This window comes from Ruminiclostridium papyrosolvens C7 (assembly GCF_000421965.1).
GTDB lineage: Bacteria > Bacillota > Clostridia > Acetivibrionales > DSM-1351 > Ruminiclostridium > Ruminiclostridium papyrosolvens_A.
This window is the reverse complement of sequence record NZ_ATAY01000022.1, coordinates 170,095-194,727: the sequence shown is the minus strand read 5'-3', so window position 1 is coordinate 194,727 and position 24,633 is coordinate 170,095. Positions and strand designations below refer to the sequence as shown.

The following is a 24,633-nucleotide window of genomic DNA, read 5'->3' as shown; positions in this document are numbered from 1 at the left end:
CTCTAAAAGCAAAAAGGAAGGTTTTTTATTTATAGAGAAACAGTTATTTTATCTTTCTGCACTCCAGATAAAAACGTTTTTCTTCTGCTTCTCCCATGGAGAAGGTTTTCCTTGGTAACGCGCCATCTAAAATAACAGTTTTGAAAAGATCAGTTTTATTCATTGAGGGCAAATAAATACCCATATTCCCCGGTTGCGACCCAAGTTTTGTTACAACGTCCTCACCGTGAATATAATCAATTTTTACTTGAGGGTGTTCTTTCATGTAATAATCCAGAAAAGTCTGAAGTGTACCTACTTCCAGATTGCTTACAGGATTATCGATGAGGATTTCTCCTGAACCCTCTGAGGTTATGTACTTGAATACATGTGGTTTTGAGTCTCTACTATCTGAATTGTTTTTGTAGTAAGTTGAAAATTCACTTAAAAGATTTTTTGCATCAACATTAAACAATACTCTGTGAATAGGTTCAAATACCAGACCTTCATCGTGGACGTTTACAAGCTCCACTAATGCATATCTAGCAGGATGGTTCTGCAGTTCTTCATAGGAAAGACACGATTTAACGTTTTCCCAGTGACCTTTTGCCGAGGCAAGAGAGTGATTACCGTCACCTACTGCAAATAGCAGTATATCTTCCTGATTTTCCAGTCCGTATTTTTTACGGAATTTGTCCAAGTCGGCAAGTTGTGACAGTGCCTCTGCAACCGAGGAAAGATCTCCTTCGTCGGACACTCGATAGCCTTTTATGTGTCCTCCGTTCATCATAAGCTCGAAGTCATACAGCTTTTCCAGTTTATCAGCTTTTTGAGCCAAAGGTTCAATAACCTTTTTGTCAGGGTCGTCTATAAGAACCATAATATGAGGAAGCTCGATAGGAGCATTCTGACGAATTTTTATACGAGGAGGAAGTCTCTCTATGACTGTACCCTCGGTAGCTCTTATGAAAGTGCAAGAACCCTTTGTATAGTTATAGCATTCAAGATCAAGCGCAACCATAAGCCCCTTTCTCGACTGTGTATGGGAAGTTTTCCTGTCTACAAGGATAAAACAGTCCTCCAGTTCATTTAAGGTACCGGATTGTATATACTTATCCATGTTATTGTTAATTGAATTTATCCTGGTGTCACTGTCACCATCCTCCAAATATACCTCAGGAAAGATTATATTGTAGGTGGAGGGATTACCCTTAGTAAGGTCTGCAACTTTTTCCCAGTAACCGCGTTCGGATGTATATTGATCACATGCGACAACAGCCCACTTTTCAAGTTGCCATTTTGAATCAGGGAGCATAATTTTTGGAATTATTAAACCTAATTCTGATAGTATTTTTTTGTAATTATCCATTATTTACCTCACAATTTAGCGAATTAAAGTGTTCATGTAAATTCTACATTAATTGCACTTTTTAGTCAATTTAACACACCAACTTCCATAATAAATTTTGGTTATATTATTATTTAATTTCTTTGAATGATTTAAAAAATAAAACAAATAATAATGTGTGTATAAATTAATAAGAGACCAATAAAAGTGCAGGTGAGCAGAATGTTGAGTATGTACAGCCATGTTTTAGGACTGCCGGTAATAAGTGCAAGCAATGGATTAAAAATAGGAAATCTGAAGGATGTTGTATTTTCCAGAGAAAATAAAGGCGTAATAGCTTTTGTAATGGAAAAGGGAGGTAATCCTGTAAAAGGTAACGTGGTAATGCTGCATGACGTTCTGAGTCTGGGTAATGATGCATTGATAGTTAGTAACCCGGACTGTCTGCTCAATTACAGAAAGTTTAAGAAATCCTTTGAAAAAAGCGAAAAAATTGAGCTTCGGGGATTGAAAATATATACCCGGCAAGGAGAGGATATAGGAGTTGTTCAAGATATCCTTTTTGATTACAGAACAGGCAAAGTTGAAGGAGTGCAGGTTTCTGACGGTCTGGTTCAGGACATCCTTAGAGGAAGAAGTATTCTACCTTTTATCGGCAAGGTTGAAATAAGCAATAGCAATATTTTAATTGAAAACGGAGCAGTTGAAGAGATGGTAAGTACAGGCGGAGGCTTACGAAGCCGGCTTGGGCAAAATACTTTAATGTAAAACAGGAGGAATGGGCTATGTTGAGAAATTTTACAAAAGGTTTAGTAATCGGAGGATTAATTGGTGCATCTATCAGCGTTTTAACAAATCCTGAGGTGGTTGATCCCAGAATGAGAAGAAGAATGATGAAATCAGGACGAAAAATTCTACACCGGTCAAATAATATGCTGGGTGAAATGATTCAGATGTTCAGATGATCAGGATGTTAAAGAACCAAGTAGATTAGGCAGGGGGTCTGCTGTACAAATCTGTTTGCAGCAGACCCAAATACCATAAATGGGGTGTACTATGACTAACACAAGAAAAATTATATTTTACATAATATTAATACTATTAGTGATTGGTACAGCAGTATTTGTCTATTTCTATATTGATAAAATAATTAAGATTCTTTTCCCGTTTTTTATGGCTGCTTTGATTGCGTACATTATATATCCAATGGTTATACGGTTTGAACGTAAAGGAGTAAAAAGAAGTGTTTCAATAATATTGATTTATGTATTTATTGCTCTGACCCTGATTTTTTTTGGTGTTTACATTATGCCTGAGGTTCTGAGTAACGGAAAGGAGCTTTTTAAAACTCTTCCCAATATAACAAGCAGCTACCGGGAGTATTTTAATTGCTGCATATCCAGAATAAAGGCAAGTAAATGGCCCCCGGAGGTAAAAAACCTGATTTTTAATGAGATTAATTATGGCTCCGGGTTTGTACAGGTTTATGCTGCCAGGATAATGAAGAAAACACTGTCTGTACTTGCTTCTTCAATAGTAATCATGCTTAACATAGTACTTTCCATGATAATTGCATACTACTTTTTAAAGGATGCGGAGACTTTGAAAAATTCCACACTCATGCTTGTTCCAAAGAGAATGAGAAATGATTTTATAAATACAGGAAGGGAATTAAATGCAATAGCCACCCATTTCATCCAAGGACAGCTTTTGACGGCACTTATTGTTGGTACTATGGAAACTATCGGACTTTATCTTGTCAGAATAAAATATCCATTTGTGCTTGGATTGCTTGGGGGCGTGGCAAATATGATTCCATATTTCGGCCCGTTTCTGGGGGCTATACCGGCAGTTGCGGTGGCATTGTTGCAATCGCCCTATAAAGCTGCATTGGCGGCACTTGTTTTTATAGTGGTTCAGCAAATTGATAATGCATTTATTTCTCCGAAAATAATTGAAGGAAAGCTGGGGCTGCATCCTGTGACAACAATCATTGCGGTACTGGTGGGAGGAGAATTTTTTGGTATTATAGGAATGTTGATAGGAGTGCCTGTAGCGGCAATGTTGAAAGTTATTCTTAAAAAGGCAATAGATTGGATAGTATAGACTCTATTGCTTTAAAACAAAAGATTATTTATTATATAAATAAAAAGAGTGTGGAAACGGAGAAGATATGAAGCTTAAGAGAAAGACCAAATTAACAATTATTGTAGTAATTGCCGGAGTATTGATTTTATATGGTATACTTGACAGGATTTTTTCCTTCAATTTGAATCCCAAAACAGTAAATAATGTGGGTATGGTTCTTATGATAGTGGCTTTTGTGTTACTTTTCAGTGACAATAAAAGAAATACCAGTTCATCATCTGATGAAACAACCGATGAAATAACTGATGTGACAACCAATGATGAAGACAAAGAAAATCACACTTGACAGTAATGCTCATATTATATATCATAAATTTAATAATCTTTTTAAGAAATGATATGGAATAAAGGCTGTGAACAAGAGGAGTATACAGTCGGTTGATACCCAAAGAGAGAAGCGGTTGGTGAAAAGCTTCGGATCGGGACTGTAGAAGGTAGCTTGGGAGCTCTGCACCGAAGTAACAGTAGGCTGCAGCGGAGTTACGAACGTTAACTCGTCAGAGATCATCAATAAATTTATAGGAATTTCACCTGTAACATTTATTCGTGAATTTTGGTGGTACCGCGAAATAGACTTCGTCCAAATATTGGACGGAGTTTTTTTAATATAATCAGAAAGGAGAAAAGATATGAAACCTATTGAAATATTGTCTCTGGTCTTAATGGCTATTGGATTTATAAGTGTTTATATGGCAAAAACAATAGTGAGAAAGTTTGATTTGGCAAAAAAACAGACTTGTGAGCATGAAGCAGAAATGACTGAACAGGAAGTAGAGGAATACAAGTTTAACAAGGCTGTTTTTAATATAAAAATGTCAGGATTTCTTGTGGCAACACCGGGAATTGCTTTATTAATTATTTTCAGATAGTTATTTAAGAATAAACAGGAGGTTGTTTTTATGGATGAACAGCAAAACATAGCAAAGCAATACGATCCGGGACAGGTTGAGGACCGGTTATATAAAAAATGGATGGATGAAGGTTATTTTCATGCAGTACCTGACAAAAACAAAAAACCTTTTACAATTGTGATTCCTCCGCCAAACATAACAGGGCAGCTTCACATGGGCCATGCTCTGGATAATACCCTACAGGATATTCTTATAAGAACAAAGAGAATGCAGGGCTATAGTGCATTGTGGCTTCCTGGAACCGACCATGCAAGTATTGCAACAGAAGCAAAGATTGTTGATGCAATGGCAAAAGAGGGTATATCAAAGGATATGCTGGGTCGTGAGAAATTTCTTGAAAAGGCTTGGGAATGGAAAAAAGTTTACGGTGGCAGGATAGTTGAGCAGCTCAAAAAACTTGGAAGTTCCTGTGACTGGGAACGTGAACGTTTTACAATGGACGAGGGACTTTCCAAGGCAGTTCAGGAAGTTTTCCTGAAACTCTATGACAAAGGCCTTATATACAAGGGTGAAAGAATTACCAACTGGTGTCCTAAGTGTAACACCTCAATATCTGATATAGAAGTTGAGTATGAGGAACAGGCAGGAAACTTCTGGCACATCAAGTATCCGGTAAAGGACTCTGACGAATATGTAATAATTGCAACTACCCGTCCCGAAACACTTTTGGGTGATACCGCTGTTGCAGTAAATCCTGAAGATGAGAGATATACACATCTGGTAGGAAAAACCTTGATTCTACCTTTGGTAAACAAGGAGATTCCTGTAATAGCCGACTCTTATGTTGACAAGGAATTCGGAACCGGTTGTGTTAAAATAACTCCTGCCCATGACCCCAATGACTATGAAGTTGGGCTTCGTCACAATCTACCTCAGATAAGGATAATGGACGACAATGCCATAATGAATGACAACGCCGGTCAATACAAGGGTATGGACAGATACGAAGCCAGAAAGAAGATGGTAGAGGATCTGGATAAGTTGGGACTTCTGGTTAAGATTGAACCTCATACACACAATGTTGGTACTTGCCAGAGATGTAGGACGGTTGTTGAACCTCTTATTTCAAAACAATGGTATGTTCGTATGAAGCCATTGGCTGAACCTGCTATAGATGTTGTAAGGGATGGAACAATAAAATTTGTACCTGAGAGATTTTCTAAAATATACTTTAACTGGATGGAAAATATTCAGGATTGGTGTATTTCAAGACAGCTTTGGTGGGGACATAGAATACCTGCATACTATTGTCAGGAATGTGGGCATTTGATAGTTCAGGGAACTGCTCCTGATACCTGTTCCAAGTGCGGAAGCAAAAGAATTGAGCAGGACCCGGATACTCTGGATACATGGTTCAGTTCAGCATTGTGGCCTTTCTCAACCTTAGGCTGGCCTGAAAAAACAGAGGATTTGGAATATTTTTATCCTACAGATGTACTGGTAACAGGCTATGATATTATATTCTTCTGGGTTGCAAGAATGATATTCTCAGGTATGGAGCACATGAAGCAGGAGCCCTTCAAGTATGTATTCATACACGGTATTGTAAGGGATTCACAGGGCAGAAAGATGAGTAAATCCCTTGGCAACGGAATAGACCCACTGGAGGTAATAGCTCAGTATGGTACCGATGCACTGAGATTTGCCCTTACGATTGGAAACTCACCGGGAAATGACCTGAGATTCTCACCTGAAAAGGTTGAATCTGCAAGAAACTTTGCAAATAAGGTATGGAATGCATCAAGATTTGTTCTGATGAATTTCGACGAAGACCTTGATTTCAGCAAGGTAGACAAGAAAAAGTTTTCTATTGCAGATAAATGGATTATGAGCAGAATAAATACTGTAACTAAAGAGGTTACTGAAAATATAGAGAAGTTTGAGCTTGGTCTTGGATTGCAGAAAGTATACGACTTTATATGGGAAGAGTTCTGCGACTGGTATATCGAGATGGTTAAGCCTAAACTGTATGACAGAGAAAGTGAAGGAAGGCTGGAAGCACAGTATGTTCTCAACTTTGTTCTTGGAAACGCTATGAAGCTGCTGCACCCGTATATGCCTTTTGTAACTGAGGAAATCTATACTCACCTGATAAATGACGGACAAAGTATAATGATTTCCCAATGGCCTGAGTACAGCGAAGAACTGAACTTTGTTGAAGATGAAGCAAAAATGACCATTATCATGGATGCCATCAGAAGTATAAGGAATACCCGTGCTGAAATGAATGTTCCGCCTTCAAGAAAAGCAAAGATTATATTTGTTGCAGCCGGTGAAGCAGAAAAAGCTACTCTGACAGAAGGAACTTCTTTCTTCCAGAGACTTGCAAGTGCAGCCGACGTAACAGTTCAGCTGAACAAGGAAGGAATTCCTTCTGATGCTGTAGGCACAGTTGTTCACGGTGCAGAAATATTCATTCCTCTTGATGAGCTTATAGACATTGAGAAAGAAATCGAAAGACTGGAAAAGGAAAAGAAAAACCTTGAAGGAGAACTCAAAAGAGTAATAGGAAAGCTCAGCAATGAAGGCTTCGTTGCAAAAGCTCCGCAGAAGGTAATAGATGAAGAAAAGGCAAAGCAGGCTAAATACCAGGATATGTTTGACAAGGTAGTTGAAAGACTGGAAAGCCTGAAAAAGTAGAAATCCGATACACAACTAATCAAAATACTCCTATTCACTTTGGTAACAGTTTTATGATACTCCAATATACTGTTACTAAAATAAGTGAATGGAGTATTTTTATGCCTAAAAATATTCGATACAACAATATGCACCCATACCGTAACCTTGTAGCAGGGGTGGATACAAGAATACCTCTGGACAATGGTTCATATACAACGGCAATTAATTTTGACAATGCAGCCACTACACCTCCGTTTCTGTCCGTAGTTAAGGATGTTGACAGCTTTATACCCTGGTATTCATCCGTCCACAGGGGCAAAGGGTATAAGTCGGTTATGTCAACGAATTTATATGAAGAGGGGCGCCAGACTGTAAAGGATTTTGTGAAGGCTGACCACGATAATGACACGATAGTGTATACGAAAAATACTACAGAAGCAATAAATATACTAGCTTACATACTCAGTCAGCAGAAAAATGGAAAGGACGTAGTTCTGTCTACCTGGATGGAACATGCTGCAAACGACCTGCCCTGGCGGGACAAATTCACTGTTGACTATATTGAAACAGATGGTTTTGGAAGACTGTCCATGAATAATCTGGAGGATAAGCTGAAAAAATATAAAAATAAGGTAAGAATTGTTACAGTGACCGGTGCGTCAAACGTTACTGGATACATAAATGATATTTATACAATGGCTGCACTGGCACACAGACACGGGGCGGAAATACACGTAGACGGAGCACAACTTGTGCCACATTTGCCAGTGGACATGAAACCTTTTGGTACCGATTCTCATATTGACTATCTTTCATTTTCAGCACATAAAATGTATGCCCCGTACGGCAGCGGCTCGTTGATAGGGCCGAAATCGACATTTGAAATTGGCTTGCCTTATTGTCAGGGAGGAAGTGCAATCAGTCTGGTTACACATAATAAGATATGGTGGGAGGAGCCTCCGCATAAGGACGAGGCAAGTACACCAAATCTATTAGGAATAGCCGCACTGATTTCATCAATCAAAACATTAACTTCTTTAGGAATGGACAATATATTCAAACATGAGAGGTCACTGTTATACTATGCATATGAAAAGATGAAAAGTATTCCGGGAATTACCTTTTATAACCACCCTGAAATTCAGGAGTCCATTGGAGTCATTCCATTTAATATTGAGGGTGTACACCACTCACTTATGTCGGCTATTTTATCATATGAAGCAGGAATAGCGGTAAGGAACGGCTTTTTCTGCGCCCATCCTTATTGTGAACGATTACTTGGGTATTCGGCACAGGATATGGAGGATATGATGAGAGACCCCAATAGTATATTCCCGGGAATTGTAAGGGCAAGTTTTGGTATCTATAACGGGTTTAATGAAATTGACAGATTTATTGCCTTTCTTAATCAAATTGTTTTGAATAAAAAATATTATGTTGATAAGTATGGCAATTCCAGAAGCAGATACCATATCAAAAACGAAGTTTAAATATACAAAAAAATACACAAATATGATACACTAAATAAAACCATAGTATTACCCGCAGCGGGAAACAAGTATTGCCTGTGGTAAAAATGGAAAAAATAATAAAAATACGTTTAGGTGATAAAAAATGGATTATGGATTTGTTAGAGTTGCAGCTATCGTGCCGGAATTGAAAGTGGCAAATTGTGATTTTAATGCCGGGGAAATAATAAAGGCGGCTAGGACAGCCGACAGTCAAGGAGCACAATTTGTTGTATTCCCTGAATTGGCCGTTACATCCTATACTTGCGGTGATTTGTTCTTGCAAACAACACTGCAAAAAAGGGCATTAAGCTCTCTGAAGGTAATAATTTCTGAAACGGCTTCTCTGGAATGTGTTATAATATTAGGTATGCCGTTGACCTTGGACGGCAGGCTGTACAACTGTGCTGTAATTATAAAAAGCGGAAGTATTTTGGGGGTTGTCCCAAAGTGCTACATACCCAATTATAGCGAGTTTTATGAAGCAAGATGGTTTTCGTCAGGGCTGGACAAACCTGCGGAAACAATAAATATACTCGGAAAGACCGTACCTTTTGGAATTGACATATTATTTGAAGCTGTAAACATGGATGGTTTGTGTTTTGGAATAGAAATATGCGAAGACTTATGGGTTCCAATACCCCCAAGCAGCAATCAGGCTCTCAATGGAGCAACGCTGTTGTTTAATCTGTCTGCAAGCAATGATATTGTAGGAAAGCATGAATATAGGGAAGACCTTATTAAAATGCAGTCGGCAAAATGTTCTGCTGCTTATGTATACGTGTCGTCGGGGCCCAATGAATCAACTACGGACCTGGTTTTCGGAGGACATTCACTTATCAGTGAATACGGCTCGGTGCTTGCGCAGACAGAGAGGTTTTCTTTTGATGAAAAAATGATTATTTCGGACATTGACATACAGCGACTTGTTAATGAAAGATTTAAAAATTCTGCTTTCAAGCACAATTCTAATGATACGGTCTTCAGAAAAGTACCATTTTATGTACCGGAAAATAAAACAGGTAAACTGCTAAGGTGGATAGATCCTCATCCTTTTGTTCCATCAGACCCAAATGCAAGAAACAAAAGATGTGAAGAGATATTCAACATCCAGACCTCGGGCCTTGGAAAAAGACTCAGGCACACGGGGCTTAACAAATGTGTTATAGGCATTTCTGGAGGCCTTGATTCCACTCTGGCACTGTTGGTTATTGTTAAGACCTACGACAGGCTGGGGCTTGACAGGAAGAACATTCATGCAGTTACAATGCCCGGATTCGGAACCTCATCAAATACTCTTGGTAACTCACTTGAACTAATGAGGCTGATGAACGTTACAACTCACCGTATAGACATAAAGGAAGCGTGTTTAAAGCATTTTGAGGATATCGGGCATGATCCTTTAAATTACGACGTCACCTATGAGAATGTTCAGGCCAGAGAACGAACCCAGATATTGATGGATATGGCAAACAAAATTGGTGGACTTGTTATCGGAACGGGTGATTTATCCGAGCTTGCATTGGGATGGGCGACTTATAATGGAGACCATATGTCAATGTATGCTGTAAACTCCGGAGTCCCAAAGACATTGGTAAAATACCTAGTGCAATGGTGTGCAGACTATCTGTTCAACAATGACATCAGAAATGTACTGTTAAGTGTTCTGGACACTCCTATAAGTCCCGAACTTCTTCCTACAGACAAGGAAGGCTGTATACAGCAAAAGACCGAAGATATCGTGGGCCCGTACGAGCTTCATGATTTTTACCTATACCATTTGGTAAGATACGGAGCTGAACCTGATAAGATTTACAAACTTGCCGAGCAGGCTTTTGAGGGCAAATATGAGAAAGCTACTATAAAAAAATGGCTTGAAACCTTCTTAAGGAGGTTCTTTAGTCAGCAGTTCAAGCGTTCATGTCTTCCGGATGGTCCAAAGGTGGGTTCAATTAGTCTCTCCCCGAGGGGTGACTGGCGAATGCCAAGTGATGCCGATGTCGGCATATGGTTAAATAAGTTAACTAATGTATGAGTTTTAGGAGGTTATTATGCAAAAAAAATGGGTTAAAACGGTTGCTTTAGTACTTGCTATTATAATGCTGCTTACCACATTGGGTGTGGCAGGATTTTCAATTATCACTGCAGGTCAGTAGTATTATAAAAATAGCTTTATAAATCCGTAAAAATTAGTCAATTTTACCCATTTTACGAATGTGGTAAATATAATAAAATTATTATGTGATTTTATATTTTTCTGTAAAAGTATGTATCTTACAAGGGTGTGAATTTTTTGCTGGATGCTGTTGCTGTTAATTTTAAAAGCATATTGGATTTTTTATCGGTATATGTACCATTTACCCAACCATTGGAAATACTGCGCTCATTAGTTGACGTAAGTATTGTTTCTTATCTTACTTATAAGCTAATACAACTTGTAAAGGAGACAAGAGCATGGCAGTTGGTAAAGGGTATTGTTGTAATTCTCATTGTAGCAATGCTCAGTGACTGGCTTAAATTACGCACACTAGCCTATATACTGAACAGAACAATAGAACTTGCGGGATTTGCACTGGTAGTTGTATTTCAGCCTGAGTTGAGGCGTGGACTTGAACAGATTGGAAGAAGCAACTTCAAAGGCTTTTTCAGTTTTGATGAAAAGGATACCACCATACATACGACTTTTACAATAGAAGAAATAGTAAAAGCGTGTACCGAGCTGTCAAGAACAAAGACCGGAGCACTTATTGTAGTTGAACGAGAAACAAAGCTCGGTGAAATCATAAATACCGGAACACGACTTGATTCAAGTGTCAGTGCCGAGCTGATAATAAATATATTTACACCGAACACACCGTTGCATGACGGGGCTTTAATTTTACGAAACAACAAATTGAAATCAGCAGCATGTTTTCTTCCTCTTACCGATAACCCAAACCTGAGCAAGGAGCTTGGCACCAGACACAGGGCTGCGCTGGGAATTACGGAAGTATCGGACTGCATATCGGTAGTTGTGTCGGAAGAAACAGGAAAAATATCTTATGCCTTAAACGGCGGTTTGACCAGAAATCTTACGCCTGATATTTTACGAAAGGCGTTAAATAAAAATTTACTGGAAAAGAAGTCTGTAAACAAGAAGCTGGCACTTTGGAAGGGGAAATCAAAGTGAAAGAATTCCTGAAGAAGGATCTAACATTAAAAATATTTTCAATAATATTCGCTATATTTCTGTGGTTTGCAATTAACCCTGTACAGACAGAACATTATACTGTTCCATTAAATGTTATTAATGAGGAGAGCCTTAAATCACAAGGACTTGTTTTGAACAGTAAAAACTTCAACAAATATGTTGTAGTGGATGTCAGGGACAAGGGAGATGTTCTTGATAATATAAAGGACACTGATTTTGAAGTAACCCTTGATTTGTCAAAAGTTAAAAGTGTAAATGACAAGGTTATTGCATTGGAACCACCTGTTTATTTGGGCAGGGAAAGAATTAACCCCAAAAATATAGAGCTCAAGCAAAAAACAATTACACTTGATCTGGCACGTATAGAGGAGAATCCTTTTATAGTCCAGGTGGAAACCCTCGGCAAACTTCCGGCGGGTTACGAGATAATTTCTAAGACTGCGCAACCAGATACAGTATCAATACAGGATATTGACACTGTTATAGCTTCAGTTGGCTCCGTGAAGGCTTTTGTTGACGTAACCGGACTTGACAGAAATCTGGAGATCAGGAAGGAATGTAAGGTATACGACAAAAAAGGCGTGGAGATGCCGGGGCTGGGCAAGAAGCTTAATGTTGACATAAAGATAGAAGTAGGTAAAAGAGTACCGGTTATCCCAATCACACAGGGTATTCCTGCGGAAAATTACCTTGAGGGTGAATATTCCGTTAAGCCTGACAGCATACTAGTTACAGGCGACCCGGATATTATGGAGAAAGTAAACGAGGTTAAGACTGTTCCCATAAATATTGAAAAAGCAGATAAAACTTTAAATACGCAGGTTTTATTGCAGATACCAAATGGTCTTAAGCTTGTGAGTTCTACTCGTGAAGTTAGTGTTGAGGTAAAGATTATTCCGTTGGATGTAAAGACCTATAAATTTGAACCAAGGGATATGACTCTGGAAGGCACTATAAATGACAATACACTTGCTTATGAGATAATAGAGCCGGTATCGGTAACTTTAAAAGGTAAAAAGGAAGATATGGCTAATGTAACGGTAAATAGCCTTTTGGCCAAGGTAGATGTAAGCGGGCTAAAGGACGGAGAACATCGTATTCCGTTACAGGTTACACTGCCGCCCAACATCACCCAGTCAGGTGAGACTAAAGTACTTGTAAAAATAACAAAAGTACCTGCAGAAGAAAATCAGAATGTGCAGCAGGATACAAGGTGAAAAGATGAAAATTATAATATCAAATCTGGTAACAACACTTGATGGAGGACAAAAGGAACTTGAACATCAGGTGCTTCAAAAGCTTAGGATAAACAACAATTTAGTTAAAAATATAAAAATAGTAAAACAATCAACAGATGCCAGGAAAAAACCTGGCATACGTTTTGTCTACTCGGTTTCATGCGAGCTTGATGATAGTGTCAAAGTACCTTCTGATAAGGACGTTCGAATCCTTCAAGAATTACGGGAGGAAGAATTATTTCCGGGAAATAAGCCAATGGACGGAAGACCTCTTGTTGTAGGAACCGGCCCTGCCGGTCTTTTCTGTGCACTTGTCCTCGCCCAGAACGGTTACAAGCCTATTGTAATTGAAAGAGGCGGGAATGTCAGTGAGCGTACCCAAAAGGTGGCTGTTTACTGGAATAGCGGAACCCTTGATACCGAAACCAATGTACAGTTCGGTGAAGGGGGAGCAGGCACGTTCTCCGATGGGAAGCTTACAACGAGAATAAATGATGCAAGGTGCGAAAAGGTTCTTAGTGAATTTCACAAGTTTGGTGCACCTGACGAAATATTATATAAAGCAAAACCCCATATTGGTACTGATGTTCTAAAGAATATTGTAGTACAAATGAGAATGGAAATTGAACGACTTGGGGGAACTGTTCTTTTTAATACGAAGATGGTAGATGTTAAGACCCTAAATGGAGAAATCTGTGGTGTTTATACCAATAACAACTCTTTAATAGACACAAATACTGTAGTACTGGCTATTGGACACAGTGCACGTGATACCTTTGAAATGCTGTACAAAAGGGGTATTACCTTTGTACAGAAGCCATTTTCAATTGGGGTCAGAATAGAACATCCTCAAGAGGTTATAAATACGGCTCAATACGGCGACGCGGCCGGACACCCTGCATTAGGCCCCGCAGATTACCAGCTTTTCTGCAAATTTCTGGAGCGTACGGCATATTCCTTTTGTATGTGCCCCGGCGGAGTAGTTGTCGCCTCAGCTTCTGAAACGGACACTATAGTCACTAATGGTATGAGTGAATTCAAACGGGACAAGGATAATGCCAACAGTGCATTGGTGGTTTCTGTAGGGCCCGGGGACTTTGGAACACAGCACCCTCTTGCAGGAATAGAATTTCAGAGAAAATGGGAAAGGCTTGCTTTTGAAACAGGAGGAAGAAATAATAGTGCTCCCGTGCAAAGGCTTGAGGATTTTCTGGAGGGAAGGACAGGAGGACTTGGTAGTGTAAAGCCAAGCTATACCGGGGAAACCCGATGTGCAGATATCAATAATTGTCTGCCGAATTATGTGACGGATAGTATGAAACAGTCAATAAGCTATTTCGGCAGAAGGTTAAAAGGGTTTGGTATGAAGGATGCATTGCTTACAGGTGTTGAGACAAGAACCTCATCTCCGGTGAGAATTCCTAGAAACGATAAGCTCGAATGTATTGATTTGCAGGGACTTTATCCGGCAGGCGAGGGAGCAGGATACGCAGGTGGAATAGTAAGTGCTGCTGTAGACGGAATACGTATAGCAGAACAAATTATTAAAACTTATGCAATTCCGAAATAGAACTATTAATAACATATTAAAAGATGATATATTATATAATGAAAGTTAAATTCGAAATAAATGGAACTTGGAGGATAGAATGGGAAGATTATTTGGAACTGACGGGGTCAGAGGTGTTGCGAATCTCGAATTGACTCCAAAACTTGCATATCAGCTTGGCCAGGCAGGTGCTTACGTACTTACGGGTGAAACCAAGCATACACCTAAAATACTTGTTGGTATGGATACAAGAATATCAGGGGATATGCTGGAAGCTGCTCTGATTTCGGGAATTTGTTCTGTAGGAGCACAGGTTGTCAGCCTTGGAGTAATTCCAACTCCTGCAATAGCATACCTTACAAGACAGTATGATGCCGATGCGGGTGTTGTTATTTCAGCTTCACATAACCCTTTTGAATATAACGGAATAAAGTTTTTCAATTCAAACGGGTATAAGCTGCCCGATGCTATTGAAGATAAAATTGAAGAAATAATACAAAATGACTGTGAAGATTTGCCTAAGCCCGTAGGACAGAATATAGGCTTCAAATGCTATCAGGAAAATGCTCTTGAAGATTACGTAAACTTTGTAAAGGGAACTATTACAGGTGACCTTGAAGGAATAAAGGTAGCAATTGATTGCGCAAATGGGGCATCTTTTCAAGCGGCTCCAATGGCACTGTTGGATTTAAAGGCCGATGTAAGTGTTATAAATAATGAACCTGACGGAACAAATATAAATAGCGGATGCGGCTCTACACATATGCAGCAGCTTCAGGCATATGTAAAGGAGATAAAGGCTGATATAGGTCTTGCTTTTGACGGTGACGCTGACAGAGTTCTTGCTGTTGATGAAAACGGTAATATTGTAGACGGTGACCAGATAATGGCTATTATCGGCCTGTACCTGAAGGATAAAGGGATGCTGGCTCAGAATACAATCGTGGCAACAGTTATGAGCAACATGGGACTTGATATTATGGCTAAAAATAACGGCCTTACTATTGAGAAAACGAAGGTTGGAGACAGATACGTTCTGGAAGAAATGCTTAATAAAGGATATATGCTTGGTGGTGAGCAGTCCGGCCATATTATATTTCTGGACCACAATACTACGGGAGACGGTCTTTTAACTGCCGTTCAGCTGCTGAAGGTTTTAAAGGATTCGGGCAAAAAGCTTTCAGAGCTTGCAGGTGTAATGCAGATATTGCCTCAGGTATTGATAAATGCAAAGGTAACCAATGAAAAGAAGTATAAATATCTCGACGACGAAGTAATCAAGAAGATGTGCAAGGAGCTTGAGGACGAGTTCAAGGGAGAAGGAAGAGTCCTTATAAGACCTTCGGGAACCGAGCCTTTGGTAAGGGTAATGATTGAAGGCAAAAACAAGGATATCATTACAAGGCGTGCAAAGGAACTCGTAAGAGTTATTGAAGGAAGATTGTCCTAAAGTATACATAATAGGAGGAGTGAGAAAAATTTTTCCACCCTTCTATTTTTTGTGTTTTTTGGGTGTTAAATGTCCTTTTAAATTTACTTATAAATTAGATGAGTATTTTTGGAGGGATTATTATGCAAAAAAATGAAAAGACAGATAAAAATATAGAAGTAGCATCAGGAAGAGGAAACAAAAGTTTTCAGAATATAGTAAAAAAAGCAGTCAGCAAAACCACCAAGGAAGACGAGACGGTCAAAACCGCTGTCTTAACCTCTCAAAAAGAAATTACCCAGCTGAAAAAATTCTGTGCACTTGTTGATAATGCAATTGATAAAAAAAGCTCAACAGCCGTGCAAAATGCAATAAAAGGTTTGGAGGCTGCCATAAAGCTTGCAAATGGGGTTTTGTTATTAAATAATGTGACTGCAAAAAATGTAACTACCTCACAAAATAAAATTACCATGGCTAATATTAATACTGCTTTATCCGGAGTAATACTCAGCGCTGAGAAAGCTCTGGAGAAGAGCAAAGGTCTATTGGCGGGAATTAAAAGCTTTGAAGACTTTCTTAAAAAACTTGCTGACCATGAATCGGGCGGAGACTATAAAGTTGTAAACGGGCTGGGGTATCTGGGAAAGTATCAAATGGGTGAATTAGCTTTGGCAGATGCAGGCTTCTATTATGAAAAAGTTGAGAAAGGTGCTTACAGAGTAGACGGGGATAATAATTTTGAGGGAATGTGGAGTGATTTAGCCAAAAAGTACAATGTGTTCAGTAAGAAAGACTTTTTAAATAATGAAGAGGCTCAGGAGACAGCTTTTTTGGCTTTTCTTGCAAAGGTTTGGGGATATATCAAGCCATATAAAAAGCATATAGGCGAAACAAAGTGCGGAGTATATATAACCGCATCAGGTCTGCTGGCGGGGGCTCATTTACTCGGAACACAGGGTGTTGCACAGCTATTTGGCGGTAAAAAGGTTTACCCGGAGGACAAAAACGGTGTTCCCGTTGATGGTAATAAAACACCTATAACAGTGTATATAAAGGATATGGGAGGTCATGACCTGACTCCGCTTCTGGGTTATAATCCGGACAAGTCCTAGTACAATTTTCCACAAAAGTTAAAAAACTGTGAATTGTGTTGACAATTTTGTAGTATATATAATATATTGTAGTATAGATATGAATGGATTTAAGAAATAATTGGATATTGAGGGGGTGGGAAAAAAGGCAGGATTAAAATGAATTAAAAAGGCGCCAGGACAGATTTTATTATAAATCTGTTGACGAGGAGAAGGAAGCGATTCACAACCAATGTGTGTCGTATCGAAAGATTCGGCGGATACCTTCCGGCTGTTACGGTCGAGAGAGACAAAACAAAGCTTGCAGGCGACTGCAAAAACAAAATGGTCTCATGTAACTGATCCTGTATTATATCTTATAAAATTCATTATATAAAAACTTAATATTGTTTTTTAGAAATTGGGAGGGTGTTTTTAGTTTTGCCCTTTTTTACACTTATGTGTTATTTTTGCGTTGTTTTTTCGCCTGTACTAAGGGGGAAGTGTATCTTTTTTTGTGCTACAACCAATTGATACAGCGGGTTATTTTAGAATTATTTGCTGTAATTATGTAAAATAATAAAGTTGAAGGAGAATTAATATGTGCGGAATAGTTGGATATATTGGAAATAGAAAAGCAGTACCTGTTCTTATAAATGGATTATCAAAGCTTGAATACAGAGGATATGATTCAGCAGGTGTCTCTGTAAATGAGGGCGGAATTTTAAAAGTTATCAAGTGCAAGGGCAGACTTGCATGTCTGGAAGAAAAGCTTGAATCAGAGAAGTTAAACGGTTATATGGGAATCGGCCATACCAGATGGGCTACTCACGGAGAGCCTAACGATGTTAATTCACATCCCCACATAAGTCAGTCAGGTGAGATAGTTGTTGTCCATAACGGAATTATTGAAAACTATATGCAAATAAAAGAGTTTTTAAAAGGTCAGGGATATGTTTTTAAATCAGAGACTGATACCGAAGTTATTGCACACCTTGTGGAGTATTACTACGATGGAGACCTTGTAGATGCAGTAATGAAGGCAATTGATGAAATCGAAGGGTCCTACGCGCTGGGAGTGCTTTGCAAGGACGATGAGAATATGTTTGTATGTGCGAGAAAAGACAGTCCTTTGATTATCGGTCTTGGGGAAGGTGAAAACTTTATTGCTTCGGATATTCCTGCAATTCTTGAATATACAAGAAATATTTATATTCTTGAGGATAAGGAAGTTGCCATTCTCACAAGAGACAGCGTACAGGTTTTCAATAGCCTTGGCGCTCCTGTTGATAAAGAAATTTTCAAGGTAAACTGGGATGTAGAAGCTGCTGAAAAGGGCGGCTACGAGCATTTTATGATGAAGGAAATGTATGAAGAACCAAAGGTTATAAGGGATACTATTAATCCTCGATTAAAGGACGGCGGACTGGTTCTTGATAATGTAACCATTACCGAGGAAGATATAAACAAGCTGGAAAAAATCTATATCGTTGCCTGTGGAACTGCATATCATGCAGGTGTTATCGGAAAATACATTATAGAAAAACTTTGCAGAATCCCGGTAGAAGTAGATGTTGCATCTGAATTCCGTTACCGTGATCCGCTTATTTCAGATAAGAATATGACAATAATAATAAGCCAGTCGGGAGAAACTCTGGATACCCTGTTTGCACTACGTGAGTCAAAGAAAAGGGGAGCAAGAATTTTATCTATAGTTAATGTTGTAGGTAGCTCTATTGCACGTGATTCAGATGATGTTCTATACACATGGGCAGGGCCTGAGATTGCTGTTGCATCAACAAAAGCCTACAATACCCAATTGACAGCTCTTTATATGGTGGCTCTTGAGCTTGGGCTTAAAAAGGGTACAATCACAAAAGAGGAAGCCGATGCTGTTCTCAATCAGCTAAAAGAAATTCCAAGCGATATTGAAAAGATTCTGGAGAATAAGGAAGATATACAGAAATTTGCTCATCAGCATTACAATGCCAAAAGTATATTTTTTATCGGAAGAGGCCTTGACTATGCTCTCTCATTGGAAGGCTCTTTAAAGCTGAAGGAAATCTCTTACATTCACTCGGAGGCATACGCAGGCGGTGAATTAAAGCACGGAACTATTGCTCTTATTGAAAAAGGAACTCTTGTCGTTTGCCCAATGACTCAGGATACCCTCTTTGACAAAATGGTAAGCAATATACGTGAGGTTAAGGCCAGAGGTGCGGTGGTTCTTGCTATTACACAGGAAAAGCATGCAGAGGAACTGCGAAAGACAGCAGACACTGTAATAACTATACCAGACGTGGACTCACTAACTGCTCCAATTTCAGCAGTTACTCCGCTTCAACTTTTCGCTTACTACATGGCGATAGAAAAGGGCTGTGATGTTGACAAGCCGAGGAATCTTGCTAAGAGTGTAACTGTGGAGTAAGGAAAATGGGATAGATGTTGGTGGGTGGAATCATAAAAAAGTTGTGGAAATAATAAAAAAGTTATGTATTTATTATTTCCAGAAAACTAAAAAACATAACTGGCGGAGTTAATAAAGTTTCATACTAACAATAAAGATGTGTACCGGATCGTCTTTCTATTATTACTAATGGTAGTATTAGGAAATGCGATTCGGTTTTTATTTTTATTGGAGTATTGGGAGGTTGGACTTAATTCAACAGACATAGGTGATAAAGAAATATTGCTAAAATGCGTCAAAGGTAATAAACAATAATTTTACAACTTTTTTATAACTCCACAGATGTTGTCGGTACTCAAATAGTTTGCCACTCATATAACTTGACTAAAATAGGTAGACTTCATAGTATTCTATGAATGTCTACCTATAAATTCTACGAATGTCTACCTATAATTTTTAATATTGTAAGTTTAATATCTATATTGTATATTTATAGTAATTGAAGTATTTTAAGGGAATTATACAGAAACAGTATTCAACCGATATGTCATCTCATTATGCGGATAGTGATGAAGCTGCATTTAAAGAAATAAATGAATAGAGCTAGACGGATCGAATTTATAATACAACTTGCTTTTTCGTTAAAGAATCCAATTCTAAAACTTAATCGAAAATCTTGCTATTGATAAAGACAAGCAATGCACTTTATATTTTTAGCAAGCTTATTATAGATAAGCAGAACCAAACAGAGGAAGTACTAGCTACCTAAGTTTCGTATAAACGCGTACCTTGAAAATGTAATATATTAGGCACCATAATATAACAAAAGGTGAAAACCTTATCACTTACGAATTTGTTAAGCACCAACCAAACAATAGTAAGGGGGCGTTTCACAAAAATCTGCAGATGAAATATTCCATTTTTTTAACAAGAATCATACAATTGAGGCATTTTTCAAGACCTGAAAGCTTAAACCATTCCTTCCTACGGCTGTATTCATTACTCACAACCTGCTATCCCGACTTAAAATTATCGTCATGCTGCCAAAGATAAGTGCTCTGGCATATGAGCAAATATTATTGTTCTCAACATCCTAGCTGAAACTAACTGTTATATTATGGAGTTCTCAAGGTTAGGTATATCTCTACAGCGAAATATAGGTAAACCTTGGGGCTAAGCCTATTATGTTGCCAAAGTTATTTGTACAAAAACACAGGTAGCTAAATATATTACATTCAAAAGAAAGGGGGGCTAAGTTTTTTTGTGTTTGTTAGTTTTATAATTCTAAAGGAATAAAAAAATCTAGGAGGTTAATCTTATGAAGATTAGAAATATCAAAAAAATTATGATTTTATTTTTACTTTTTGCTTTTACGTGTACTTCTCTATTAGTACAACCTGTATCAGTAAATGGAGCTGTTAGTGCTTCGTATAATTGGAATAATGTTAAAATCGGCGGCGGAGGAGGATATGTTTGCGGAATTGTTTATAACCCAACAGAGAAGGGCCTTGTTTATGCTCGTACCGACATGGGTGGAGCATATATAAGGAACAAGCAAACATTAGAATGGGAGCCTATTACCGACTGGGTATCGCCGGATGAATGGAACCTTTTAGGGTGTGAAAGTATAGCTACCGACCCGGTTGATACAAACAGAGTTTATATAGCAGCCGGTACATATACAAACAGCTGGACATCAATGAACGGATATATTCTTCGTTCTGAAGACTACGGTAAAACGTGGGAAAGGACAGAGCTGCCTTTCAAATTCGGAGGAAACATGCCGGGGCGTTCAGTTGGTGAACGTTTGATGGTTGATCCCAACAGCAATAACATATTATATTTTGCGGCAAGAAGCGGTAAAGGTCTCTGGAAAAGTACAGACTACGGTAAAACGTGGGCAAAGGTTAGCAGCTTTACAAATGTAGGAAACTATGTTGAAGATCCCAATTTTGAGTATTCATCGGATAATCTGGGATTGTGTTTTGTAACTTTTGATTCATATAAGGGTACTAAAGGTTCACCGACTAAGGACATTTATGTCGGTGTTGCTGATAAAAAGAATCCGCTGTATGTCAGTCATGATGCAGGAGTAACCTGGAAACCAGTTGAAGGTCAACCGACAGAAAGCACTTTTACACAGCATAACAGTAAAGCCTTGAAAATCGGTATCCCTCAGCATGCAGTTGTAAACAGCAAAGGAATTTTATTTGTTACATATTGTGATAGGGGAGGCCCTTATCAGTGTGATGACGGTGCAGTTTATAAATACGATACAAATACAGGTGTTTGGACAGATATAACACCTCCTTCCGGGAAAAACTGGGATGGTTCACCAAAGTATGAAAACTACTACGGATTTTCAGGTTTAAGTGTTGATGCACAAAATCCTGATACACTTATAATATCGTCACTTCAATCATGGTGGCCTGATAACTTTATTTTCCGTTCAAGGGATGCGGGTAAAACTTGGGATGCTATTTGGGAAAACGGTGACTCATATCCGTCAAGAAACCTTAAATATACAATGGATATTTCGAAAGCGCCCTGGCTTACATTTGGAAATAAGATAAACGCAGCAAGCGGCGGTTTGGTAACGGGCGACGAAATAATGAATTATCCTGCTCCAAAGCTTGGCTGGATGATGAGCGCTCTTGCAATCAATCCTTTTGATTCCAATGAAATGATGTATGGTACAGGTGCTACTATTTATGGCTCAAAAAATCTGACAGATTGGGATAGCGGTAAATTAGTAAATATCGAAGTTATGGGAACGGGAGTTGAAGAAACTGCTGTTTTAAGTCTGATATGTCCGCCAATTAATGGCGTAGAACTGATAAGCGGGGTTGGAGATATCTGTGGATTCGTACATAAAGACTTAAAAGTAGGTCCGGACATGATGATGCTAACTCCTAGATTTACGAGCACTACAGGTTTGGATTATGCAGAGCTCAATCCGAAAACCATAGTAAGAGTAGGTAATACTGATAAAGAACAATATGAAATGATTAAAAAAAGCGTTGCCATTTCTAAAGATGGAGGCACAACATGGGCTGAAGTTCAGCCAAATATAAGTTATACATTCCCTGCAAGTACTGAAGATGACATTATACAGGGTGGTACTGTTGCAGTGTCTGCCGACGGTTCAACATTTGTCTGGTCAACAGGCACAAGTCAGGGAGTTGTATGCTATGTAAATGGCGGCTGGAAAGCAGTCAGCACACTTCCGGCAGGTGCAAATGTTTGTTCGGACAGAGTTAACCCGAAAGTATTCTATGCATACGCAAATAATACTTTCTATTCAAGTAATGATGGAGGTCAAATATTCACAGCTGTAAAAACAGGTCTTGAATCTTCTACTTCAAAAATCAAAGCAGTTCCTAATAAAGAAGGGCATGTTTGGATTCCTGGTTCAACCACAGGTCTTTCCTACACAACTGATGGAGGTAAAACAATTAATAAAGTTAACGACATTACCAGATCTGATGTAGTTGGATTCGGTAAAGCCAAGGATGGTGCAGACTACCTGGCAATCTATATGTGCGGCGAAAAAGACGGTCAATATGCGGTCTATCGTTCCGATGATATGGCTAAAAGCTGGGTCAGAGTAAATGACGACCAGCACCAGTATGGTTCTATAAACTACTCAATTACAGGAGATTTAAGAGTTTATGGCCGTGTATTTGTTGCAACCAATGGAAGAGGTATTGTATATGGTGAGCCTACCTCCGGTACACCCACTCCTACTATTGGAGACATTAATGAAGACGGCCTTGTTGATGCTCTCGATTTTGCGGCATTAAAAAGGTATATTCTCAGTTCAACGACACTTACTGATAAACAATTGATTGCCGCTGATGTTAATCATGATGGTTCAGTAAATGCTATTGACTTGGCAGTATTTAAAAGTTATTTATTGGGGATAATTACCTCGTTTTAATGATCTCTATTTAGTTTTTTAGTTAAGAGACACCAGCTTAGTGAAGTTGTAAAAAAAGTAGACAAGGATTACCACCTTGCCTACTTTTTTTTATAATTAATTATAGGGGTGTGGGATATGGGGATACTTAAAGGTACTAGAAGAAAATATGGATATAGTCTTTTAAATCATTGGGTTCATAAGTATTTAGATAATGTTGAAGACAAATAATACTATGTTTGAGTCTAATGTACTTTCTATACTAGCAAGGGCATATGAAAAAGGCATGGTTGACTATTCAGACCATCTGGCTACTAAACAATCATGTGATAAATGAGCAAAAATATAAAAATATATCATTAACTATTTTAAACTACTCCCATATGAAAATGTTTCTAATTCAACACCGTTATTAGCATCAATAACAACATTTTTATCTGCATAAACAGTAGCAGAATTTGTATTGCTTTGCTTAGGGCCACTTCTTAGAAGGTTTACGCCATTAAAAGTTACAATCCATACCGGATAATCTTTTAAAATAATATCTGATTCAGGTAATTTAAGTTTGTACATATCCGTAAATTTTACAAGTAAAGCAGAAATATTTTTTGCTTCTGTCCTTGTTTTTCTCCAACTACCTTTTTTGCCAACTCAATAGCAGTTTTCTTATCGATTTTTACTGCTTCAAACATTTTCCTAATCTCAAAACCATGATTTTGAAAGTTGGGGTTTTTCACTAAAGTGTTAATGATATTATCAGAAATAGTTGGGGATACAGTAGTATTGGTATTATTATTGTGTGAATTTGCAATTACTATAGCAGTCAAACATACTGTTAACACTAAAATTGTAACCATTGTTACAATCATTTTTTTCATAGTTAAACTCTCCCTTGATTTACGGCTCAATCGGATATTAGTAAGAAGTTTAGTACCAGTTGTTATAAATAACCAAGTACATTTTTGCATTGCCGAATCCGACTCTAAAATCTTTGTTACTAACTGGATATTTTAACCACCCTACTTGTACATATCCTGTACTACCACTATTACCATCACATGTCATAGCCCATGCAGAAGCCGAAGATATAACAGAAAGATTTTGTGTTTCAATAGTCGCTTCTGCACCTTTGTTGTTCACAGTTTACCATATCAAATTAATATATTATTGTCGAATTATGGTCTAACTAGATAAATTCCTATTTTTGAATATTTTTATCAACAATTAAGCCAATTGCTTATTCTAAAATTACCTTCTTTATTCTGCATTGCAAACCCTGTGAATTTACTTAATAAATCGTTGTTTTAAGGTAGGA

20 protein-coding genes and 1 other annotated feature are annotated in these 24,633 nt (G+C 38.3%); of the genes, 16 read left to right on the top strand and 4 right to left on the bottom strand.

The annotated features are described in order from the left end of the window. Window positions 1-43: 43 nt before the first annotated feature. Window positions 44-1,348 (bottom strand): DUF1015 domain-containing protein, encoded by a 1,305-nt coding sequence (locus L323_RS27985; protein WP_020814950.1) that lies wholly within the window; start codon window positions 1,346-1,348, stop codon window positions 44-46. A 201-nt stretch (window positions 1,349-1,549) separates the two neighbouring features. Here L323_RS27985 and L323_RS27980 point away from each other — a divergent pair, with 201 nt between their 5' ends. The 16 genes from L323_RS27980 to L323_RS27905 all read left to right on the top strand — a co-directional run bounded on the left by L323_RS27980 (window position 1,550) and on the right by L323_RS27905 (window position 23,339). After that, window positions 1,550-2,095: a PRC-barrel domain-containing protein gene (locus tag L323_RS27980; RefSeq protein ID WP_014314372.1), complete on the top strand. Its 546-nt coding sequence runs from the start codon at window positions 1,550-1,552 to the stop codon at window positions 2,093-2,095. A 17-nt stretch (window positions 2,096-2,112) separates the two neighbouring features. Further along, a complete protein-coding gene (locus tag L323_RS27975; RefSeq protein ID WP_014314371.1) occupies window positions 2,113-2,292 on the top strand; it encodes a YtxH domain-containing protein in 180 nt (59 codons plus the stop codon). A gap of 91 nt (window positions 2,293-2,383) precedes the next feature. Next, complete coding sequence (locus L323_RS27970; RefSeq protein WP_020814949.1) at window positions 2,384-3,433, top strand: AI-2E family transporter; 1,050 nt, start codon at window positions 2,384-2,386, stop codon at window positions 3,431-3,433. A gap of 67 nt (window positions 3,434-3,500) precedes the next feature. Beyond that, window positions 3,501-3,761 carry a hypothetical protein gene (locus tag L323_RS27965; RefSeq protein ID WP_020814948.1) on the top strand — a complete coding sequence of 87 codons (261 nt, stop codon included), beginning with the start codon at window positions 3,501-3,503 and terminating at the stop codon, window positions 3,759-3,761. A 58-nt stretch (window positions 3,762-3,819) separates the two neighbouring features. After that, window positions 3,820-4,062, top strand: a binding site (T-box leader). Window positions 4,063-4,104: 42 nt separating this feature from the next. Then, window positions 4,105-4,344, top strand: a complete 240-nt coding sequence (locus tag L323_RS27960; RefSeq protein WP_020814947.1) for a hypothetical protein — start codon at window positions 4,105-4,107, stop codon at window positions 4,342-4,344. A 30-nt stretch (window positions 4,345-4,374) separates the two neighbouring features. After that, window positions 4,375-7,026, top strand: coding sequence for a valine--tRNA ligase (locus L323_RS27955; protein ID WP_020814946.1), 2,652 nt, complete (start codon window positions 4,375-4,377; stop codon window positions 7,024-7,026). A gap of 101 nt (window positions 7,027-7,127) precedes the next feature. Next, window positions 7,128-8,498 (top strand): aminotransferase class V-fold PLP-dependent enzyme, encoded by a 1,371-nt coding sequence (locus L323_RS27950; protein WP_020814945.1) that lies wholly within the window; start codon window positions 7,128-7,130, stop codon window positions 8,496-8,498. 124 nt (window positions 8,499-8,622) lie between these two features. Continuing rightward, entirely contained in the window at window positions 8,623-10,551 is a 1,929-nt protein-coding gene (locus tag L323_RS27945) for an NAD(+) synthase (RefSeq protein ID WP_020814944.1), read from the top strand. A 16-nt stretch (window positions 10,552-10,567) separates the two neighbouring features. Further along, entirely contained in the window at window positions 10,568-10,672 is a 105-nt protein-coding gene (locus L323_RS27940; protein WP_020814943.1) for a hypothetical protein, read from the top strand. A gap of 137 nt (window positions 10,673-10,809) precedes the next feature. Continuing rightward, window positions 10,810-11,685 carry a diadenylate cyclase CdaA gene (gene cdaA, locus L323_RS27935; RefSeq protein WP_020814942.1) on the top strand — a complete coding sequence of 292 codons (876 nt, stop codon included), beginning with the start codon at window positions 10,810-10,812 and terminating at the stop codon, window positions 11,683-11,685. Next, the gene (locus L323_RS27930; RefSeq protein ID WP_020814941.1) at window positions 11,682-12,923 is read left to right on the top strand and encodes a CdaR family protein; all 1,242 of its coding nucleotides are present in this window, start codon (window positions 11,682-11,684) and stop codon (window positions 12,921-12,923) included. Before cdaA ends, L323_RS27930 begins: the two co-directional genes overlap by 4 nt. Window positions 12,924-12,927: 4 nt before the next feature. Then, a complete protein-coding gene (locus L323_RS27925; protein ID WP_031341908.1) occupies window positions 12,928-14,514 on the top strand; it encodes an NAD(P)/FAD-dependent oxidoreductase in 1,587 nt (528 codons plus the stop codon). 79 nt (window positions 14,515-14,593) lie between these two features. Further along, window positions 14,594-15,943, top strand: a complete 1,350-nt coding sequence (gene glmM, locus L323_RS27920; RefSeq protein ID WP_020814939.1) for a phosphoglucosamine mutase — start codon at window positions 14,594-14,596, stop codon at window positions 15,941-15,943. A 122-nt stretch (window positions 15,944-16,065) separates the two neighbouring features. Then, complete coding sequence (locus L323_RS40555) at window positions 16,066-17,034, top strand: hypothetical protein (protein WP_020814938.1); 969 nt, start codon at window positions 16,066-16,068, stop codon at window positions 17,032-17,034. Window positions 17,035-17,593: 559 nt separating this feature from the next. Next, the gene (gene glmS, locus L323_RS27910; protein ID WP_020814937.1) at window positions 17,594-19,420 is read left to right on the top strand and encodes a glutamine--fructose-6-phosphate transaminase (isomerizing); all 1,827 of its coding nucleotides are present in this window, start codon (window positions 17,594-17,596) and stop codon (window positions 19,418-19,420) included. Between the two features lie 1,297 nt (window positions 19,421-20,717). After that, entirely contained in the window at window positions 20,718-23,339 is a 2,622-nt protein-coding gene (locus L323_RS27905) for a dockerin type I domain-containing protein (RefSeq protein ID WP_020814936.1), read from the top strand. 342 nt (window positions 23,340-23,681) lie between these two features. On the opposite strand, the gene L323_RS27900 is transcribed toward L323_RS27905, so the two are convergent. Genes L323_RS27900 through L323_RS41180 form a run of 3 tightly spaced genes read right to left on the bottom strand, consistent with a single transcriptional unit; the run spans window position 23,682 to window position 24,458 of the window. Further along, window positions 23,682-23,891 (bottom strand): hypothetical protein, encoded by a 210-nt coding sequence (locus tag L323_RS27900; RefSeq protein ID WP_020814935.1) that lies wholly within the window; start codon window positions 23,889-23,891, stop codon window positions 23,682-23,684. 11 nt (window positions 23,892-23,902) lie between these two features. Further along, complete coding sequence (locus tag L323_RS27895) at window positions 23,903-24,196, bottom strand: hypothetical protein (protein ID WP_020814934.1); 294 nt, start codon at window positions 24,194-24,196, stop codon at window positions 23,903-23,905. 49 nt (window positions 24,197-24,245) lie between these two features. Continuing rightward, window positions 24,246-24,458 carry a hypothetical protein gene (locus L323_RS41180; RefSeq protein WP_131451045.1) on the bottom strand — a complete coding sequence of 71 codons (213 nt, stop codon included), beginning with the start codon at window positions 24,456-24,458 and terminating at the stop codon, window positions 24,246-24,248. Window positions 24,459-24,633 lie beyond the last annotated feature (175 nt).

Coding starts and splice junctions, on each gene's coding strand:
- glmS (WP_020814937.1), top strand. CDS start 17,594: ATGTGCGGAATAGTTGGATATATTGGAAATAGAAAAGCAGTACCTGTT.
- L323_RS27950 (WP_020814945.1), top strand. CDS start 7,128: ATGCCTAAAAATATTCGATACAACAATATGCACCCATACCGTAACCTT.
- L323_RS27925 (WP_031341908.1), top strand. CDS start 12,928: ATGAAAATTATAATATCAAATCTGGTAACAACACTTGATGGAGGACAA.
- L323_RS27965 (WP_020814948.1), top strand. CDS start 3,501: ATGAAGCTTAAGAGAAAGACCAAATTAACAATTATTGTAGTAATTGCC.
- L323_RS27945 (WP_020814944.1), top strand. CDS start 8,623: ATGGATTATGGATTTGTTAGAGTTGCAGCTATCGTGCCGGAATTGAAA.
- L323_RS27970 (WP_020814949.1), top strand. CDS start 2,384: ATGACTAACACAAGAAAAATTATATTTTACATAATATTAATACTATTA.
- L323_RS27905 (WP_020814936.1), top strand. CDS start 20,718: ATGAAGATTAGAAATATCAAAAAAATTATGATTTTATTTTTACTTTTT.
- L323_RS27960 (WP_020814947.1), top strand. CDS start 4,105: ATGAAACCTATTGAAATATTGTCTCTGGTCTTAATGGCTATTGGATTT.
- L323_RS27985 (WP_020814950.1), bottom strand. CDS start 1,348: ATGGATAATTACAAAAAAATACTATCAGAATTAGGTTTAATAATTCCA.
- L323_RS40555 (WP_020814938.1), top strand. CDS start 16,066: ATGCAAAAAAATGAAAAGACAGATAAAAATATAGAAGTAGCATCAGGA.
- L323_RS27955 (WP_020814946.1), top strand. CDS start 4,375: ATGGATGAACAGCAAAACATAGCAAAGCAATACGATCCGGGACAGGTT.
- L323_RS27975 (WP_014314371.1), top strand. CDS start 2,113: ATGTTGAGAAATTTTACAAAAGGTTTAGTAATCGGAGGATTAATTGGT.
- L323_RS27895 (WP_020814934.1), bottom strand. CDS start 24,196: ATGAAAAAAATGATTGTAACAATGGTTACAATTTTAGTGTTAACAGTA.
- glmM (WP_020814939.1), top strand. CDS start 14,594: ATGGGAAGATTATTTGGAACTGACGGGGTCAGAGGTGTTGCGAATCTC.
- L323_RS27980 (WP_014314372.1), top strand. CDS start 1,550: ATGTTGAGTATGTACAGCCATGTTTTAGGACTGCCGGTAATAAGTGCA.
- L323_RS27900 (WP_020814935.1), bottom strand. CDS start 23,891: ATGTACAAACTTAAATTACCTGAATCAGATATTATTTTAAAAGATTAT.
- L323_RS27940 (WP_020814943.1), top strand. CDS start 10,568: ATGCAAAAAAAATGGGTTAAAACGGTTGCTTTAGTACTTGCTATTATA.